Raw genomic sequence first — 17,207 nt, forward strand, 5'->3', positions numbered from 1 at the left:
CAACCCATCGCTCGGATCGATCTTGAGTACGTCGCGGAGTGCCTGCCGGTGTCGTTGCGGGACCGCGATCAGGACGGGGGTGGCCGTGCGCAGCTCTAGCCACCAGTTGACGGCGGCCGCTACCGTTCGAGATGAACCCGTTCCCGACGTTCGGAAGGGACCGTTCGCATGGGGTCGTCGCACTACAGTCGACCACGTTACAAGGTCGGATTCCGGGAGGCCGCAGCCGAGACCGGGGTCCTGGGCTACCTGGGCGGATTTTGCGTCGGCGGCCACTTCTTGATCTTTTTCATGCACTTCACTGATTGGCCTCTGCTGCCGGCCGTCCTCGTGCTGATCGGGTCCGTCCTGGGCGGCTTTCTCATCGGCACGTTCATGGGGATAGAAGCCGACGACGAAGATCACACCCCTTGGAGATCGAGTTCGACGGCGAGCACGGCCACGTCCTGGTCGAGCCTGCCCCCTGCCAGGCCGCAGCTCGTCGACGACGTGCCGTCGCTGCCTTCTGCGTCGTCTCCATCCTCGACGTTCGCCGACGGCGGCGGGTGCGACGGCGGATCAGGCGACTGACGACCTCCCGCCGGCACGGCAGGCTCATGGACTCGTCCCACCACATCCTCTCGCCACCTCCGTCGAATTCACCGTTGTCGCGAACCCCGTCTCCCGCTCCGGTAAGGCAGAATCCATCGCGTACGCCGACTCCGTCCCGAGTGGACGTGGCGATTTCGGCGGCCGACCCGGCACGGTGTTTCATTTTGAAACATTGGCATAGGTGGTGGGTGTGTCAGATGAGAGGAAGGTGAAGCGATGCCGGTCACCGGACCGACTGTGGTGCGCCGTCAGCTGGGGCGGCGGCTGCACCGGCTGCGCGAGGAGGCGGCCCGCACCGAGCAGGAGGTGGAGCGGGCCAAGGTCTGTTCGCGTACGACGTTGTGGCGCATCGAGAACGGCAAGTTCCCGGTCAAGATGAACACCGTTCGCGGTCTCTGCTGGTTCTACGGCGCCGACCCGGAGACGACGGACGCGCTGACCCGACTCGCCGCCGCGTGTGACGAGCAGGGCTGGTGGGAGTCGCACGGCGACGCCGTACCGGATTGGTTTCAGCTGTATGTCGGCCTCGAAGCCGCCGCCACTGAGATCCACAACTACAACCCGGAGTTGGTCCACGGTCTCTTGCAGACCCCGGACTACATGCGGGCGGTGTTCCGTGCCGCCGACCCGCAGGCGTCCGAGCGGCAGGTCGAGCGGCTGGTGTCGCTGCGGCTGGATCGGCAGATCTCCTACTACGACCGAGCCGAGCCGGCCCGGATCGTCGCCGTCCTCGGTGAGGGCGCCCTCGTCCGCGAGGTTGGCGGCCCGGCGGTGATGGCCGAGCAGCGCGCCCACCTGGCCAGCGTCGGTCGACGAGTACGGGTGGAGATTCGAGTCCTACCCTGGTCCGCCGGTGCCCACGCTGCGTTCGCAGGCGCTTTCACCGTCCTGGACTTCGCCGACCCCGACGATCCGGACGTGGTCTACGTCGAGTCCCATATGGGCGCTCGCTACCTGGAACGTCCGGTAGAGCTGGCGGAGTACCGTCGAGTTTTCCGACTGATCCGCCAACAGCCGGTCCCGATCGAGGAGCACCTGCGATGAAGCCCGACACCCCCTGGTTCACCTCCAGCCGCAGCGCCGGCAACGGCGGCGAGTGCGTCGAGGCCCGCCGGTACGCCGGCCGCGCCGAGGTACGCGACAGCAAGGACCGCACCGGCCCCACCTTGACGTTCAGCACTGCCCAGTGGGGCACCTTCACCACCGCCCTGCAGACCGGCGCTCTCCCCCACTGACCCCAAGCCGTGGGGGTGTGGGCCACCGGGTACCCCGGGTAGCCCACACCCCCTGCCTGCACGTCAATCAACGGCAGCTTTCGACCAGGAAGCGTGGACGCTGGTCGGGTAGTACCTGTGGAACCGGCACGGCATCTCCCTATATGCCACCACCCAACATCCGCCCGCCCAGCCAGAATGCCCCTCCCACAGGGCGGGAGTTCATCGCCGTTTCGAAGACCGCCGTCTCCGCCCTCCCTTGATCACTGCAACGAACACACCTACGCACGCAACCGAGCACACTCCCATGGCGACTGCCGCAGACTGACTTTTCTGGTCCACGAAAATCGCGATCGACGCAATTCCAAACATGAAGGCGAGAGCCGGAAAAAAGGTAAGTGCCACGCGACGATGGTGACGCCGATTATGCTCGGCCTCAATACGGCACTCCTCGTCAGTGAGCTCCTTTGCCCACGGCGTACCGAAGGGCCAGTTGGCCATCCAAATAAGGGCAGCCAGTCCCGCAATAATAAATAGCACCGTGACGATGACCACGCCCCCACCCTCTCCCCGATGGCCCCGACATCGCCTACGTCGATTCCCACTTGGCGCTCGCCACCTTGAGCTCTCTCAGTATTTGTCAGTTTGCAGTCGTGTCTTCCGACAGCTCAGCAAGCAGCCGCTCCCAATCGAAGAGCACCATCGACGAGGCCCCTGTTAACCATTGCCTCCGGAGGCGGGAAGCGCGGGGCCCATCTCAAAGCAATCGGCGGCCACAAGGCACGTTGATCGAGGCTCAGGAATTCCGCCCCTCGGCAAGAGCAGCCAAATAGGTTTCGATCTTTTCATGGATCAGTTTCACAAAGGCGGCACCCAGCAGGCGACGTCCTCGAAAGGTGTATACGCGACCGCTGCCCGCATCCACGACAGCAGGTTGAGCCATAGCCGCAAACCCAGAAGTCCCGAGGCGAAAGGATCGCGACATCATTCCGGGTATCTCCTCTCCGATGACAGGCGCCACCAGTATCGGCATCACCAGTACGCCCGACTGGAGGCCGTTCCTCAAGTTCATACTGTCGGCCACCGTCAAGACCTCGAGGGTGAAACCCCGGACATCTTCCTCAGTTGCCACCGCCCTGTCCACCGTAGCAACGAGTACGTGCACTCGACACAGCCATCTCCACTCCGACTTATAGCCGAGCGTGATGGTCTCATCATCGACCTCTTCTTTGAGCACCTCACAGCCGTCGGCAAGCAGCCGCTGCTCAATCAACTCACTGATACGTACCATATGCACACTCCCGACAGCGTAGATGTCTTTGCCGCGACCGACGCCGTCCGCCCAACCAACCGTGGGTGGCTGGCCAAGCAGGGAGCCGTTCGCCATCAGCTCAACTCAGCCGCCGGCTCCGGCAGGTACGCCTCGTACGACTGCTTGATCAGTGAGTTGAACGCGTAGCCCCACAACCGGGTTCCCCGGAAGGTCCACACCCGGCCAGCGGTCACGTCCACCACCGCGGGTTGGGCCATCACCGCGAAGCCGTTGAGGTTCAGCCGGTACGCCTTCTGGGTCAGCGCAGCAGCGGCCGGGTCCACCGCCTCGGCCACCAGGATGGGCAGCACGATCACGCCCGACTGCATGCCGCGCCACTGACCCTTACGCCCCAATCCGAGGTTGACCACATCGTCGACGTACCCGCGCAGGCTCTCCTCGTCGACCCGCTCCACCTTCGCCACTACCGCGAAGCTGTGCATCCTCGTCAATAGTCGAACCTTTGCCCGGTATCCGACGACCACCGGCAACAGACCGATGGCCTCCTCGGTCACCGCACACCCAGCGGCAACGAATCGCCGCCGGACAGCTCCCAAATATTCGTCCGCCGAAATCATGTCAGGCCCTCCCCTTCCCACCTCGCCACTTATCAAGCAATAGAAAATAGGTCGGGGCCCCCACAGACACCCGAAGCAAATAGAGCAAAGACATCAAGATAAAGAAAACACCTAACACTCTACTAAAGATCTGGAAGACTCCGTAGAGCAGCTCCAGTACGCGAGAAACCGGTTTGCCGTACGCGCATTCGTTTTGCCCCGGATCACGGCACGCCTCACGAATAGTGACGACCCTCCCCAGCTCCTTCGGAGTAACGACGGAGCCGCCGACGACCGCCTCGACCGTCCGCCCATTGTCGCGCTCGATCAGGAGCCGGCAGACCCACCAGTACCCCAACCCCTGGTCACTGACAGGGCCTACCCGGCGACACTCTTCGACCTTCACTTGGACCGACTGCTCGATCGGGCCGTACGGACGAACCACGCCGGTGCCCGGGTAGAGAGAAATCACCGTTAAATACAGGAATAAAAACACCGATGCAACAGCAAGAGTCAATATCATGAAAAACAATTGGCGGAGCCGATACAGCACGGGACCATATCTCCGCCAGGCTAGAATCTCGCGTGACCGATAGTCACGCGAGATTCTGTCCGAATTCAACCGACCAGTCAGTCGAAACCCCCTCCCAACAAGCCGCCAACAATCTGCGGCCCTGCGGTTGCCGGGTTGAAGGAGTACCTTCCGCTCCAAAGCTGTACCAGGTCATCCCACGTCGTTGGAGCTACGGCCCCAACAACTCCAGCCCCAAGACCATTCGGTGACACAGTACCTTGTACCATCATACGACCCGTGTCCAAGGCAACCGCTGCATGTCCTCTGAAACCTCCACCAGCTGCGTGCACGTCCGCAGCCCAATGATGGCGACTGCCGGCTATGAACGTGCCGAGGTTGTTGTTCGATGATCCCCCGATCGCCCGGCTCACCGCCGCTGGCGTGCCTTGACGCGCGGCCGTGACCGTACCACGGCCTAATCCGGCGATGGCAGTCCAAGCGCCAGGTAGGAAGCCCCGCACGCCTCCTCCGGCAAGGCCACCGAAGGCACCGCCGAGAGCAGCACCGGCGGCGCCACCCGCAAGTCCCAGGATGGCACCGACGCCTGCGTCTCGAGCGAGACTACCTGCCGAACATCGACTCTTGTGACCACCCGCGCACTTTAGCCCGCCGGTGACGAGCCCAGAGACCGCGCCGCCGAGCGCACCACACAGGAGCGCCCCGCTGCCGCCGGTCACCACCGTGCAGGTGAGCCCGACAGCCACGCCCGCGATCACGCCCACCACATCGGCGTTCTGCACTACGGTATCTACGAGACCCGAGCCGAAGTCCTTGGCTCGTTGACTGTTGCGGCACCAGAAGCTGGCCTGGCATTCGCGATGTTTGCGTTCCGCTTCGACGCGTTCGTCGATCGCCCTGTGAACCGCCTCGCGTCGTTGCTGGCATTCACCGGTGCAGGCAGGCGGCACGTACTTCTTGACGATCTTGGTCGTGCCGTTGGACATGACGTAGCCGCGGTCGCCGGTGTCGTCGCTGTTCTCCGTGTAGTACATGCCGGTCGGATCGGCGTTGTCGACCGGGTTGTTGCCGCCGTACTGGTATGCGTTGTACTGGTCCGGATCGTCGGCGACGAGGACCGGGTCCACGGAGATGAACCGGCCCAACGTCTGGTCGTACTGCCGGGCACCGATGTTGGTCAGACCGGTGGGGTCGATGTCCCCGCCGACGAAACCCTTGTTGTTGGCCCAGGTCGGGCTCGCGCCGCGCGGTACCCCGTACGGGGTCTGTCGACGCACGGATACGGCCTGGGTGCCGGCGTTCACCGCGATCTGCTGCGTGCCCTGATGATCGTTGAACAGCCAGGTCAGGTTGGTAGCCGCCGATCCGCCCGTACGGGAGGCGCAGACGGTGCCGGCGAAGCTGTAGTAGCGGGTGCCGGTGTTGACGCCGCCCTCGCGGCGGATCTCCTGCCCGGGCAGGTAGACAGTGGTGCCGCTGCTGTCGCGGCGGATGATCCTGACCCCGTTGGCGTCGTAGATGTTGGTTTCGATGGTCTGGCCGCCGGCCGAGACCGTGGCCAGCTTGCCCTCGGCGTCCCAGCCCAGGGTCTGACTGTTGGTACCGGTGCCGCAGTTGTTGGCGGCGGTGCCGGTCGGCCGGCAGGTCGTGTTACCGGCCGCGTCGTAGGCGTAGGCGTTGACGACGCCGCTCTGACCTGGTGCCTGGGTGGTCATCGCGGTGACGGCGTGCGGGCGTACCACACCCTGGCCACCCGTCGGCACCGTGTAGCTGCGGGTGGTGTCGCCGCCGGCGGTGTGGCTGGTCTCGGTCAGCCGGGAGCCCGTGGAGTCGAACGTCCAGTCGTGCCAGTACGGGGCCGGACCGCCCAGGTTCGCCACCGTCGGATCGGTCTGGCAGGCCACCCCGGTCTGCGGGGTCCAGGCGCTGGCGAGCCGGCCCAACGGATCCTGCCGGAAGCACTGGGTGTCGGCCTGACCAATCTGCGGCTTCTCCTCGATGGAGGTGATGTTACCGCTGTGGTCGTAGGTGTAGTTGCGGTCGGAGACCGTACCAGCGATGGTCTCCCGCCCCACAGTCGTGCGGGTGATCCGGCGGGTGGCCTCGTCCCGGTAGACGGCGCCCTGGGTCCAGGTGCCGCCGGGCATCTTGTAGATCGCACCGCTGCGTTCGCCGTACGCCGTGTAGGTGCCGGTGGCCATCGTGCCGACGGAACCGGTGATACTGGTGTCCAGCCGGACGGGCATCCCGGTGGTGGCGTCGTAGTCGGTGGTGACTTGCTCGGTGACGAGGCCACCACCTTCCGGATACGAGATGGACGTCGGAGCACCGGTCGCCGGCGCGTATGCGTAGGCGTAGATGTAGGTCCCGCTCAGGCCGGTCTCGCTGCTGGGGATGACGTAGTTGACGCCCTTGGGCTGGTAGCGGTCGTCGAAGCTACGTACCTGCCACCGGTAGGCGTTGCTGCTACCGGCCGGTTCGTAGCGGATCGCCTGGGTGAGCTGGCCCTTGAATCCGCTTTGCCCGGTGTAAAGGGTGTCGTACCTCCACTCGGCGCGCAGTGGCCCGGTTTCGGAATCGTCCCGCAGTTCCTTCTTCCGGCCCAGCGCGTCGTAGCCGTACCACAGCACCTCGCCTCGGGCGTCCGTCGTCTGGACCAGGTCGTTCTCGTCGTTGAAGGTGCTGGTCGTCGCACCTTTGTCGGGGTCCGTCGTGCGCCAGAGGCGGCCCTTGGCATCGTACTCGTTGACCCACCGGTTCCCGGCCGGGTCGAGAGTCCGGACCAGTTGGCCCTTGCGGTTGTAGACGTACTCGGTCTCCTGGTAGGCCCCGTCGACTCCGGCTGTGGTGGTGTGCTGACGTAGCTGGACGACGCGGCCCTCGATGTCGGTCACCGTGGTGGTCGCGGTGCCGCCCTGCGGTGGAGTGACCTTGGTCAGATCGCCCTCGTGATCGGTAACCGTGCGCCACTTCTCGACCAGGTTGGTCACTCCGTCACCGGAAAGAAAGATCGTGTTCGTGGGGCGTGACGCCCGGTCGAATACGGTCTTGGAGACGGCGGGGACGGACCATTCCGGCTCCCACCACAATGTGCCGGACGCGGCCCCGGGTTCGGCGTGTGCCCCGTAGGAAACCGCGGCGCGGCCGAAGCTGTCGTAGATCGTGTCGGTGACCACCCGGTCCCCGGTTCCGTTCACTGCTGGGGTCTGGGTCTGTCGGGGGCGCAGCAACCCGTCGAGGATCTCGTACGAGGTGACGTAGTTTCCGTCTGCGTTGAGCGTCTGTGCCCTGACAGACGGATAGGCGTCCCGGCCCGGGGCGAACGTGTATGTGTACTGGGCCGATGGGGTGGTCGGGTTGGCGGCCTTGGTCCAGCCCAGCCCCCACACCTTGCTGACGCGTCCGAGCGCGTCGTACTCGACGTCCGAGATCGCCCGGTTGTTGGGGTCGATCGCCCTGACCGTGGAGCCCCAGTAGGGGTTGGTGTCGACGGACGACGTCCAGTTGAACGGCGCCGGGCCGGTCGTGGTCACCTTTGTGACCGGGCCGCCGACAGCCGGCGTGTACGCGGTCGTGGTGACGTTGCCTTTGATGTCGGTGGTGCTCACCGGCCGGCCGGTGTGGTCGTAGCCGCCCTGCGACACGACCTGCCAGACGGTGCCGGTACCGGCCACCCAGTCCTTGAGCTGCTCGGTCTTCGTCACCGATCCGAAGGTCGGTGCCGTGTCGACGCTGCCGGCGCCGTCGTAGTAGGTCCGCGCGTCTGAGATCACGTCGTCGACCGTGGACGGGTTCGTGCCGCAGGCCAGCGCGGTGGTGGTGGTCCGCTTCACCGTGGTCGTGAGGTTCTTGACGGTGTTGCGGTTATACTGGTAGGTGATGCACTTTTCATCGCCGGGGACGCTGATGTCGCCGTCGTCCTGCGACCAGTTGACCGTGCCGTACGTGTGATCCAGGTTCTTCCTGCCCCGCGAGGTCCGCCAGCCGCGGCTGCCGTCGACGCCCAGAGCAGTCGCCGTATAGGTGGCCTGGGTCTCGACGAACCGGGCGTCGACGGTGTCACCGTTGATCGTCCGGCTCGCGGTCGGATTCGATCGCCACGGTACGTTGACCGTCTTCGACACCGGTTTGATGTCCACCCCGTTGTAGACGACCTGCTCCCGCACCTGGCCGGCGAACTGGTCCTGGTCGTAGACCGTCTCGGAGCCCAACGAGGCCGGGACCGTCACGCTGCGGGTGCCTCCGCTCGGGCTGGCCTTGTCGCCGTGCATCCCCCGCATGAAGGTGGTGACCGCGAGGGTCCGGGTCGCCGAGTCGTCACCGACCCGGGTCTTGACCTGGGCGTAGCCACGCCATTGGGACCACGTCTTGCGTTCGGGCCGGGTCAGACCGTCGTCGTCGGCGTAGTGCCACGCCGGCGTGCCCACGTACTCGTACCAGGTGTGCTTCGACGGTGCCTGGTGTCCGTCAGTGAGTTGCACGTCGTCCTCGGCCACGTGCTCGACCCGGTGTTTGTGCCACCATTCGGTGATTAGCTGCTGGCCGGTCGGGTCGGCCGGGTCCGGCACCCGTACCGGGTAACACCGTTTGGTGTTCGTGTGCGGGTTCAGGTTCTGGACCATCGCCTCGGTGCACTCCGGCTCCGCATAGTCCACCTTGATCCGGGATCCGGTCTCCGTCACGATGCTGGAGATCCGCAGCCAGTTGTCGGTCGTGCCGTGCGCGGTCAACACCCGGTTGGGCAGCGACACGGCCTCGAACGTGACCGGCGGCAGGTTGATGGTGCCGCCGACGTGCCCCGCGTGATCGATCCTGTCCAACCACAGACCGGTGTGCGTGGAGTCCGCCGTCGCCGCGAACGTGTGCGACAGGGTCCATGACTCGACGTTTTGCCAGGCCGGGGTGGTCTTGGTGGTGTCCCACACCCTGGTGGTGATCTTCTTCAACCGCTTCGTCGTCCAGAACGTGGGCGAGTACTGCTGCGGACACGATGTGGCCGACGCCTCGCACTCTTGGTCCCAGGGAGTGTCCTTCCACGACTCCTCGACCGGATTAGACTCGGTGCCGCAGCTCGAGAAGCACCGCATGTCCGTCTCGAACACCACCTGCGCGTACGGGTTGACGCTGCGCTCGGCGACGCCGTGCGTCGCCAACGTACGGTCGTAGGTGCCGTAGTCGATCCGGGTCAGGTATCCCCCACGATCGTAGGAGACGTCGTCGGAATCGGTGTCGTTGCGGGCGTACTTGTTGGTCTCCTTGCCGTACCACAGCGACATGGTGTTGCCGCGCACGTCGACGATGTAGTCGAGGTTCCACCGCCACGCCTGGTGGCAGTCGGAGTTGGCGAACGTCGTGGCGTGGCAGGGCTCGTTGGCGTGGTTGCCGAACACCGGCACGGCCAACGTCGAGTTGGTCTTCGAGGTGTGGCCCGGCAACGAGTGCAAGCCGAAGAAGTACTGCGTGCCGTCGCTGGTCGTCACCTTCCAGTGCTCGCCGTTGTCGTCACCGTTACCCGTCGCACCGGTCAGCTTCTCGATCTTGGAACCGTCTTCGGAACGCGGATGCCAGCCCTTGCCGTTCTCGAACACGAGCTCGGTGCTACGGCCATTGAGGCTCATCGTCGCGTTGTCCGAGCGCCAGCACTGGTCGCCGCTGTCCTGGGCGTTGTTCGCGCCGGCGACCTTTCGGTCCTCGGCACACGGCACGTACCGGCGCTCGATGAAGCCGGGCGAGTAGTCGAAGCCTTCCCCGATCCACGACGGTTGGTTGTTCGTCACCTCCGATCGGCCGTCGACGGAGGACGAGGAGTAGGCGAGGCCGATCGAAGGCTCCGGACCGGCAGCTGGCAGGGTTCGCAGCGGATAGCTCCACGAGAAGTCACCCGAGGAGCCGCCTGCCGTCCAGGTCGACGACGGGGCCAGCGTGGTCGCGGTGAAGTCGCCGTCCGCACCCGAACCGGCAGCCGCCAGGACGAGGTAGGAGCCGCTCGACCGAGCCGCCACATCGCCCGGCTGCCGACCCCGCTCGGGCAGCGCTGCGGTCGTGGCGGCGACGGGCACCTCGGCGGTGACCACTCCCGCGCCGAGATCGTTCGTCGTGGGAAGTGGCACCGATCGGCAAGCTGGTATCTCGCGTGTGGACAGCATGCAGGCCGGGACTTGCCAGAGGCGCAGCCGCGATGCCCAGGACCCGCCCACGGCGTACCGGAACGAGCTGTAATCCACCGTCACCTTCGCCGTGCCGGCTGCGGCTCCGGCCGGTGCCGCGACCTTGAGCACCAGACCGTCACGCCAGCTTGACGGCAGCGATCCCCGGGCCACCACCTGTACGTTCACGCTGGTGGCCCGGATGCCACCCGGACCGTCGCCGCGGGTGACCCACACCGGCAACGTACCCGCCCTGGTGCCCCGGCCAGCCGGGTTCGGCGAGTCGAGCTCCACCCGAGCGGTGCCGGCCGCCGGCCACAGCGGCTTGGGAACCGGCGATTCCCGTACCAGGTTCTGTGTCCACGCCCGCCCGGTGACCGGACCGCCATGCGAGTCCAGCTTCTCCGCCTGGGGCGGCGCCGGCTCTGCCGCCGGTGCGGCGGCCTGAGCCGGCACTCCGACCAGCAGCGACGCCGCCACGGGCACCACCGTCAGGCCCGCGATCCACCGGCGTAGGCGGCTCGCCCGCTGAGACTTCCGTCGTCGCTGCCACGGAGCTCGGGCAGATTGTGCAGACATCATGTGTTCTCCCCCGGAAGGACAGCCGCACGGCGCAGTGGAGTAGATCGGTCACATCGACATGTACAAGATCCAGCAAGATTCAGGCCTTGCGGCCTAATCCGATCGATGCGGCCGGTCAAGACGGTCGACAGAGGTCGAGACCGGGCCGTGACTCTGGCCACGAACGGGAACTACGACTCGTACAGCATGGACACCGCCGTGTCCGTCAGCGCCCCTTGGAACACGGCGACTTCGTCGATGCCGCCGGTCCATTGATCCATCAGCTCGTCCTTCCACAGAGTGTGACCCACGAGTAGCGGGCCGGTCGAGACCATCGGGGTAAACGAAATGTTCTGCGTAACCCCTTCAAGTTCACCGTTGACATAGAGGCGAATCTGGTTCCGCTCTGCGTCGTAGACCCCGACAAGGTGAGTCCACACGCCCTCCTCAGCAGCCGACGTCGACCTGATGCTGGCCGTCGACGTGGTGATGACATCTTCGTCACTGATGGCAAACTGCCACTTGCCCACATCCGAGCTGTACTTGAGCCAGCCGGCGCTCTCATGTACCCCCCGCTGGGACACCGCTGTCCGCATGCCATCGAGTCGATCGAGCATCACCCAGGCCGACATCGTGAACGACTGGTCAGTACGCAGGACTGCCCGGTCCTGCCACTGGGTGAACTCCAGACCATCGGTGTCCGGCGGCGTGGTGCCCGCCTTCTCCGCACTCCTGGCGTACTCCGCAGTGCTCTCGGTGTAGCCTTCATCTGGGAAGTACTCGTAGTCGAGCCACAGTCCGGAGCCGTTGGCGGAGTAGCCTGTTCCCACGGCAGACCCCCGTGTCAACGCCAGCCACCGGCCCCAGGCCGTCACCGTGTCAGGGGCCTCGCAGGTGTCCTTCAAATCTGCCAGATAGCAGGGGGTCGCAGCCTCGAAGTCCCAGTTTCCTACCTGCACTGGTGTCAGGATCCCGGGCTCATGGAATCCGCTCGACATCGGGTCGTGCGCGAGCATGCCGGTAAAGTCGTGCGGCACCAGCACCCTGTCGAATACCTGGACGTCGGCGATCTCACCGGACCAGAAGTTGACGGGGGAGCCTTTCCAGAGCTCCCGACCAATTACAATCCGTTGTCGGTTCGGCCAAGGCTGCATACCTGTGGCCGCCGCCGAGGTCGGCGCTTGTCCGTTTACATATATCGTCGACGTCCTGCTGGTCGCAGCATACACGCCGGCTAAATGCGTCCAGGAGCCCATGACAACCGGCGATGGAGAATTTACCAAGCCGAACGTCGTCGTCGTTGCAGTATCGTCGCTGTGCATCCACATGGACCACTTCTGGGTGCCTGCGTGATATCCCAGCACGAAGCTGCCGTTCAAGGCTCCGTCCTGGGTCACCCCGATCCGGTTCACGGTGGGAAGGGTGTCACCGGCATTCCCCAGCTTTACCCAGGCGGAGACGGAGAACGAAGCTGCCGGGTCGACAATTGGATCAGTCGTGAACGCATGACTCGATGTGCCGTTGAACGAGGAGGTTTGGCCACCGATGATGCGGACATCGTCGGTCCAGCTGACGTCGGAGGTGCCCAGGCTGGTCTCGCCTGCCAGGCTGGGTTGCTGGTCGGCGAGCGCCTCGGTCTGATCCACGCCCGGGTACTGCTCCAAACCCCATTTGGCGACGGCCGGTGCGGAGCGGGGAGCGGTGAAGGTGGCGGATCCGATGTTGCCGAGGTTGCCCGTTGCGTCGATGCCGCGCACCCAGAAGGTGTTCTGGCCAAAGCTCGGCACGGTGACGTTGACCGTCGCCGTCTTCGGGTTGGTGCCGCTGGCGGCGACCTCGGTCGTCGGCGGGTTGGACCAGCCATAGCGGAACTTGGTCACGTCCGTCGTGGTCGTGCTGAGCGCGAAGGTCATGGTCCTACCCGGCTCCCCCGCTGCACCTGGGGTGATGGTGGGCACTGGCGGCGCGGTGGTGTCCGGGATGAACTGACACCACGACGACCACGGGCCGGTGATCGAGTAGGGGGGTTTGTCGGTTCCCTTGGCCCGGAACGCGTACGTGCGGCCGGATGTGATCGCCACGGCGGAACTCGTGGCACGACTATTCGGGGTGATTCCCGTCTTCGCTGGCGGCGGGCTCTTGCGGGCCGGGGTCGTGTCGGTCACCGCGCCTATGCCCCCAGCCGGTACCTCGATCCATTCGAAGGCGCCGGTCAACGAGTCGCTGCTGTCGCCATCGGGGAAGACCGCAGAGAACGTCGGGCTCAGCGTACCTATCCTCAGCACGCTGGAGCCACAGCTCACACCCGCGACCTGCAAGGTGTGCGGAGCACCGGGCTTGGTGTCGTAGTCGACGAACAGCTTCGCGTTGTTGGGGAAGAACCGCTTCCATCGATCCTGCGTCGACTCCCCCGACCCGTTGGCTGCCCGCGCCGTGAACCCCACGGTGATCGAGTTCCAATTCTTGTTCGCTGCAGCCTGTACCTGGTTGGTGGTGCCTGACCCGCTGAAGTTCATGATCATGTCCGGCTGGATCGACGAACATCCACCTGCCTCATTCGCGTTACCGGTCGCCGAACTCATGAACGATGTCAGCGTCATCGCCGACCAACTCGCCTTCGGCGTCGCGTTGATCGCCGGAGTCAGGTACATCGACGCCACTGTCGGCCCACATGACCACGAGTGGTCCAGCTTCATCTGGACGTACGCGGACTCGATGTGCTTGCCCTTGAGCGACACCCCGTTGGCCGTCGTCGGGAACTGGAAGTATGAGCGGTACAGATCACCGGTGTCTGGCCTACGCCCCACCCGCGCGGCGCTCAGGTCCGAGTTCGACGACCCGTTGTTCGTCCCGTACGCCCACTTGTTCTTGAAGACCGACCACGCCGGGTCCACAAACAGCGGGTACACCGCGTCCGGATCGTCCAGCAGCGTCACATCCGGGCGAAGCACCAGATTGCCCTCGGAAACCTCGACGTCGACCGAGCCGATCCGAGCCGCGTCTCCGGCCTCCGTCGCCGTCGACTGCGTGCTCTCCGCCTGCAGTCCCCGGGCTGAAAGGTCGCCCGGGAGATCCACTCGGGAATCCCACATCACCGCTGGCTCCGCCGAGGCAACTACAACCGACCCCGCCATCGCCCGCAGTCCTCCGTCCTGCCCCGGAACAACATCCACGTCGCCGCCGATTCGGAACCGCGCCGCACGTACGTCCGCAAGCTGCGCGGCCGCTGGGGTCTTCACCACCAGGACGTGTGTGAAACCTGTCCGCGTCGCCCGCACCACTAGGTCCACGTCGTCCAGTACGTTCGGGTACGTCAACGAGTCGTCCGACACCGTCGGTGGGGGCAGTGTCTGCGGCCACGACAGCGTGACCGTTCGCCCGTCCCGCACCAGCGTCACCATCGCGCCGTCACCGCCGTTCGAAAAGGCGACATCCGCGACCGACACCTCGGGCCGCCACAGCCCGTCCCCACCTTGAGCAAGTTCGAGGTCGATGTCGGCCCAGATGCCGCCCCTGCGCGTGCGCTGCGGCACGACCGCCGAAACGAACCGCAACCGACCGTCCGGTAACGCGGTTACCTCGGCGAGCTCTGTTCGCGACCCGTCCACCACAACCGGCTGGCCGCACGCAACCGCGAGCGTTGTCGCCTCGACCTCAGAGCCGGCCACGTCCACGCACTCTGGCGTCTGTGCGGCGACCTGCTCCGGTGTTGGAACAGCGATGATCCCGACAGCGACCAGAGCCGTCACCCCAGCGGACAAACCACGCCGCCACCGAACCCTCAACACACACCCCCCGTGGATAGAGCTATCAGTGGCGGCGACTGTACGGCCCCGAACCGATCTGGGTTACCCCCGCTGCAGCATGACGGAACCGCGAATCTCACAACTGATCTATGTTCATCGATATTGAAGACCTTGGACATGGATCGATCACTCGCGGTAGCAACCATTTGATCGACGTTCATGGATTATGATTTGGATCACATCCGGCGCGATTGCGTCGGCATGCGCCGGTTCCCGACGCGCCGCCGACTCGCCTCGCGATCCTGAAGGCGGCAGCTCTGATACGTAGCAACTTCCCGTAGAGCGGGGCGCTCGCCCCCTGCGTCCCAGCTACTCACCGCGACGCACTCGGACGCCATGACCAACGCGGATGCGCTGACCGTCATCGATCTCGACGACTGCGGGTACGGCTACTACCTCTACGATTTCGGGGCCGCGTTGACGTTCTACGAGCATCGTGCGGAGGCCCGCGAGATGGCGGCGCGGTGGCTGGCCGGCTATCAGGAGCACGTACCGCTGCGCACCGCCGACCTCGACGTGGCCTGCGCCCTGTCGATGCTGCGCCGGCTCACCATGCTGGGCTGGGCCACCACCCATCGCGAGGACGCGTTGCCGGCGGATCTCTGGGCGGAGAACCAGCCCGGCACGGTGGAGGTCGCCGCCCGCTATCTCGCCGACCCGCTGTGGCTGGTACGTCCCCGACGACGGCCCGTCCCGCGCGCAATGTGGGCCGCCCGGTCCGGTGACCCGGTCGGGCGGCCCACAGCCTGGCCACGGCTTGCGGCTCAGCCGATCGCCACGGCGTCACCGAGGATGACGGTCTTGGTCTCCAGGTACGCCCGGATGCCTTCCCGGACGCCCTCCCGCCCGATACCGGATTGCTTGAAGCCGCCGAAGGCGATGCCGAAGTCGGGCTTGAAGCCGTTCTGCCCGACGGTGCCGCTGCGCAACTGCCGGGCCACGGCGAGGGCCCGGTCTGTGTCCGGGGTGAACACGGCGGCGTTGAGGCCGTACATGGAGTCGTTCGCCAGCCGTACGGCGTCCTTCTCGTCCTGCGCCGGGATCACGCTGAGGACCGGCCCGAAGATCTCCTCCTGGGCGATCACCGACGAGTTGTCGACGTTGCCGAACACCGTCGGTTCGACGAACCAGCCACGGTCGAGTTCTTCGGCCGGCCGCCGCCAGCGGCGAGGGTCGCCCCGCTCGCGACGCCCTTGGCGACGTACCCCTCGACCCGCTCCCGCTGCGCGGCGGACGCCAGCGGCCCCATCTGCGTCTGCGGGTCGAACGGCGACCCGACCCGGACCTCCCGGAACACGGCGGCGATGGCCTCGACCATCTCGTCGTGCCGGCTGCGCGGCACGATGATCCGGGTCAGTGAGGCGCACACCTGGCCGGACTGGAAGCATTCGATGCCGGCGAGCGACCGGGCGGCGCCCGCGACGTCGGCGTCGGCGAGGATGACGGCGGCCGACTTGCCGCCGAGTTCCAGGGTCACCCGGGCGACCCGCTGGCCGCCGAGCGCGGCGATCCGCCGGCCCGCCGTGGTCGAGCCGGTGAACGTGATCTTGTCGACCCGAGGGTCGGTGACGAGTTGCTCGCCGACGGTCCGGTCCGCCGTCACGATGTTGAGGACCCCAGGTGGCAGGCCGATCTCGTCGGCGATCTCGGCGACGAGGTACGCCTCGCCCGGGGCCTGGGACGGTGACTTCAACACGACCGTGCAGCCGGCGAGCAGCGCCGGGCCGGCCTTGTGCACGATGTACTCAAGCGCGCCGTTCCACGGGTAGATCGCCCCGACCACGCCGACCGGCTCCCGGATCAGCATCCCGGAGCCGCCCCACATACTGGGCAGCCCCGGTTCCTCGAAGGCGAACGTCTCGGCCAGGTCCGCGTAACCGTTCAGACTGTGCTCGGCCATCGCGCCGATCCGTACGGCGAAGTTGTAGAGCACGCCTGTCTCCCGCGCCCACATGCCTGCGAAGTCCTCGGTCCGGGCCTTGATGCCGGTGGCGAGCTTGCGGAGGTAGTCCGCCCGCTCCCGGTGTGACAGGCGGGGCCAGGGGCCCTCGTCGAACGCCCGGCGGGCGGCGGCGATCGCCCGGTCCATGTCCGGCTGCTGCGCCGCCGCGACCCGGAGGAACGGCTCCTCGGTCCGCCGAGTCGATCACTTCGATCATGGCGTCAGAGCTGGGTTCGACCCACCTGCCGTCGATGTAGAAGCGGTCGTGGACCCGGACGGTCTCTGCTGGTTCGGCCATCACACTCTCCCTGGGTTGCCGATCTTTCGTTAGCTAGCGTCATACATGTCAGCCGCTGACACGAACCGCAGTACATGACAGCTCCAGGTAGGTGCTCTGGTCGACGTGCCACGGCCCAAGGCCCCTGCGTCCCAGCGTTGGGCCCGCCCGGTCGGTTGCTGTGGCCCAGCTGCCGCCGATGGGAACAGCTAGAGCCGGGCACTCGACCGCGCCGGTCTCGGCCCACCGTGGGGCGGGCTGGGAAGGGC

9 protein-coding genes and 1 pseudogene are annotated in these 17,207 nt (G+C 65.9%); 3 read left to right on the plus strand and 7 right to left on the minus strand.

Going from position 1 to position 17,207, the window contains the following annotated elements; all coding sequences use genetic code 11:
* Window positions 1–168: 168 nt before the first annotated feature.
* The 3 genes from EDC02_RS13950 to EDC02_RS13960 all read left to right on the plus strand — a co-directional run bounded on the left by EDC02_RS13950 (window position 169) and on the right by EDC02_RS13960 (window position 1,826).
* Complete coding sequence (locus tag EDC02_RS13950) at window positions 169–570, plus strand: hypothetical protein (RefSeq protein ID WP_123602334.1); 402 nt, start codon at window positions 169–171, stop codon at window positions 568–570.
* Between the two features lie 237 nt (window positions 571–807).
* Window positions 808–1,635, plus strand: coding sequence for a helix-turn-helix transcriptional regulator (locus EDC02_RS13955; RefSeq protein WP_123602335.1), 828 nt, complete (start codon window positions 808–810; stop codon window positions 1,633–1,635).
* Window positions 1,632–1,826, plus strand: coding sequence for a DUF397 domain-containing protein (locus tag EDC02_RS13960; RefSeq protein ID WP_123602336.1), 195 nt, complete (start codon window positions 1,632–1,634; stop codon window positions 1,824–1,826). The genes EDC02_RS13955 and EDC02_RS13960 overlap by 4 nt, the downstream gene beginning before the upstream one ends.
* A 201-nt stretch (window positions 1,827–2,027) precedes the next feature.
* Here the strand turns inward: EDC02_RS13960 and EDC02_RS39535 are convergent, their stop codons facing one another.
* From EDC02_RS39535 to EDC02_RS13990, 7 genes and pseudogenes are all read right to left on the minus strand, one after another.
* Window positions 2,028–2,360 carry a hypothetical protein gene (locus EDC02_RS39535; protein ID WP_148083455.1) on the minus strand — a complete coding sequence of 111 codons (333 nt, stop codon included), beginning with the start codon at window positions 2,358–2,360 and terminating at the stop codon, window positions 2,028–2,030.
* A 241-nt stretch (window positions 2,361–2,601) separates the two neighbouring features.
* Window positions 2,602–3,192 (minus strand): hypothetical protein, encoded by a 591-nt coding sequence (locus EDC02_RS13965; RefSeq protein WP_123602337.1) that lies wholly within the window; start codon window positions 3,190–3,192, stop codon window positions 2,602–2,604.
* Entirely contained in the window at window positions 3,192–3,695 is a 504-nt protein-coding gene (locus tag EDC02_RS13970; RefSeq protein WP_123602338.1) for a hypothetical protein, read from the minus strand. Before EDC02_RS13970 ends, EDC02_RS13965 begins: the two co-directional genes overlap by 1 nt.
* Window position 3,696: 1 nt before the next feature.
* On the minus strand, window positions 3,697–4,227 hold the full coding sequence (locus EDC02_RS13975; RefSeq protein WP_148083456.1) for a DUF6346 domain-containing protein: 531 nt from the start codon (window positions 4,225–4,227) through the stop codon (window positions 3,697–3,699).
* A 77-nt stretch (window positions 4,228–4,304) separates the two neighbouring features.
* Window positions 4,305–10,832, minus strand: coding sequence for an RHS repeat-associated core domain-containing protein (locus EDC02_RS13980; RefSeq protein WP_233605908.1), 6,528 nt, complete (start codon window positions 10,830–10,832; stop codon window positions 4,305–4,307).
* Between the two features lie 272 nt (window positions 10,833–11,104).
* Window positions 11,105–14,698, minus strand: a complete 3,594-nt coding sequence (locus tag EDC02_RS13985) for a LamG-like jellyroll fold domain-containing protein (RefSeq protein WP_123604769.1) — start codon at window positions 14,696–14,698, stop codon at window positions 11,105–11,107.
* A 785-nt stretch (window positions 14,699–15,483) separates the two neighbouring features.
* Window positions 15,484–16,808, minus strand: a pseudogene (locus EDC02_RS13990) (aldehyde dehydrogenase).
* Between the last annotated feature and the right edge of the window lie 399 nt (window positions 16,809–17,207).

It is taken from the genome of Micromonospora sp. Llam0 (assembly GCF_003751085.1).
Lineage (GTDB): Bacteria > Actinomycetota > Actinomycetes > Mycobacteriales > Micromonosporaceae > Micromonospora_E.

Bases quoted from the DNA above. Each gene is read 5' to 3' on its own strand.
- EDC02_RS13965 (WP_123602337.1), bottom strand. From the start codon at position 3,192: ATGGCGAACGGCTCCCTGCTTGGCCAGCCACCCACGGTTGGTTGGGCG.
- EDC02_RS13950 (WP_123602334.1), top strand. From the start codon at position 169: ATGGGGTCGTCGCACTACAGTCGACCACGTTACAAGGTCGGATTCCGG.
- EDC02_RS13955 (WP_123602335.1), top strand. From the start codon at position 808: ATGCCGGTCACCGGACCGACTGTGGTGCGCCGTCAGCTGGGGCGGCGG.
- EDC02_RS13960 (WP_123602336.1), top strand. From the start codon at position 1,632: ATGAAGCCCGACACCCCCTGGTTCACCTCCAGCCGCAGCGCCGGCAAC.
- EDC02_RS13970 (WP_123602338.1), bottom strand. From the start codon at position 3,695: ATGATTTCGGCGGACGAATATTTGGGAGCTGTCCGGCGGCGATTCGTT.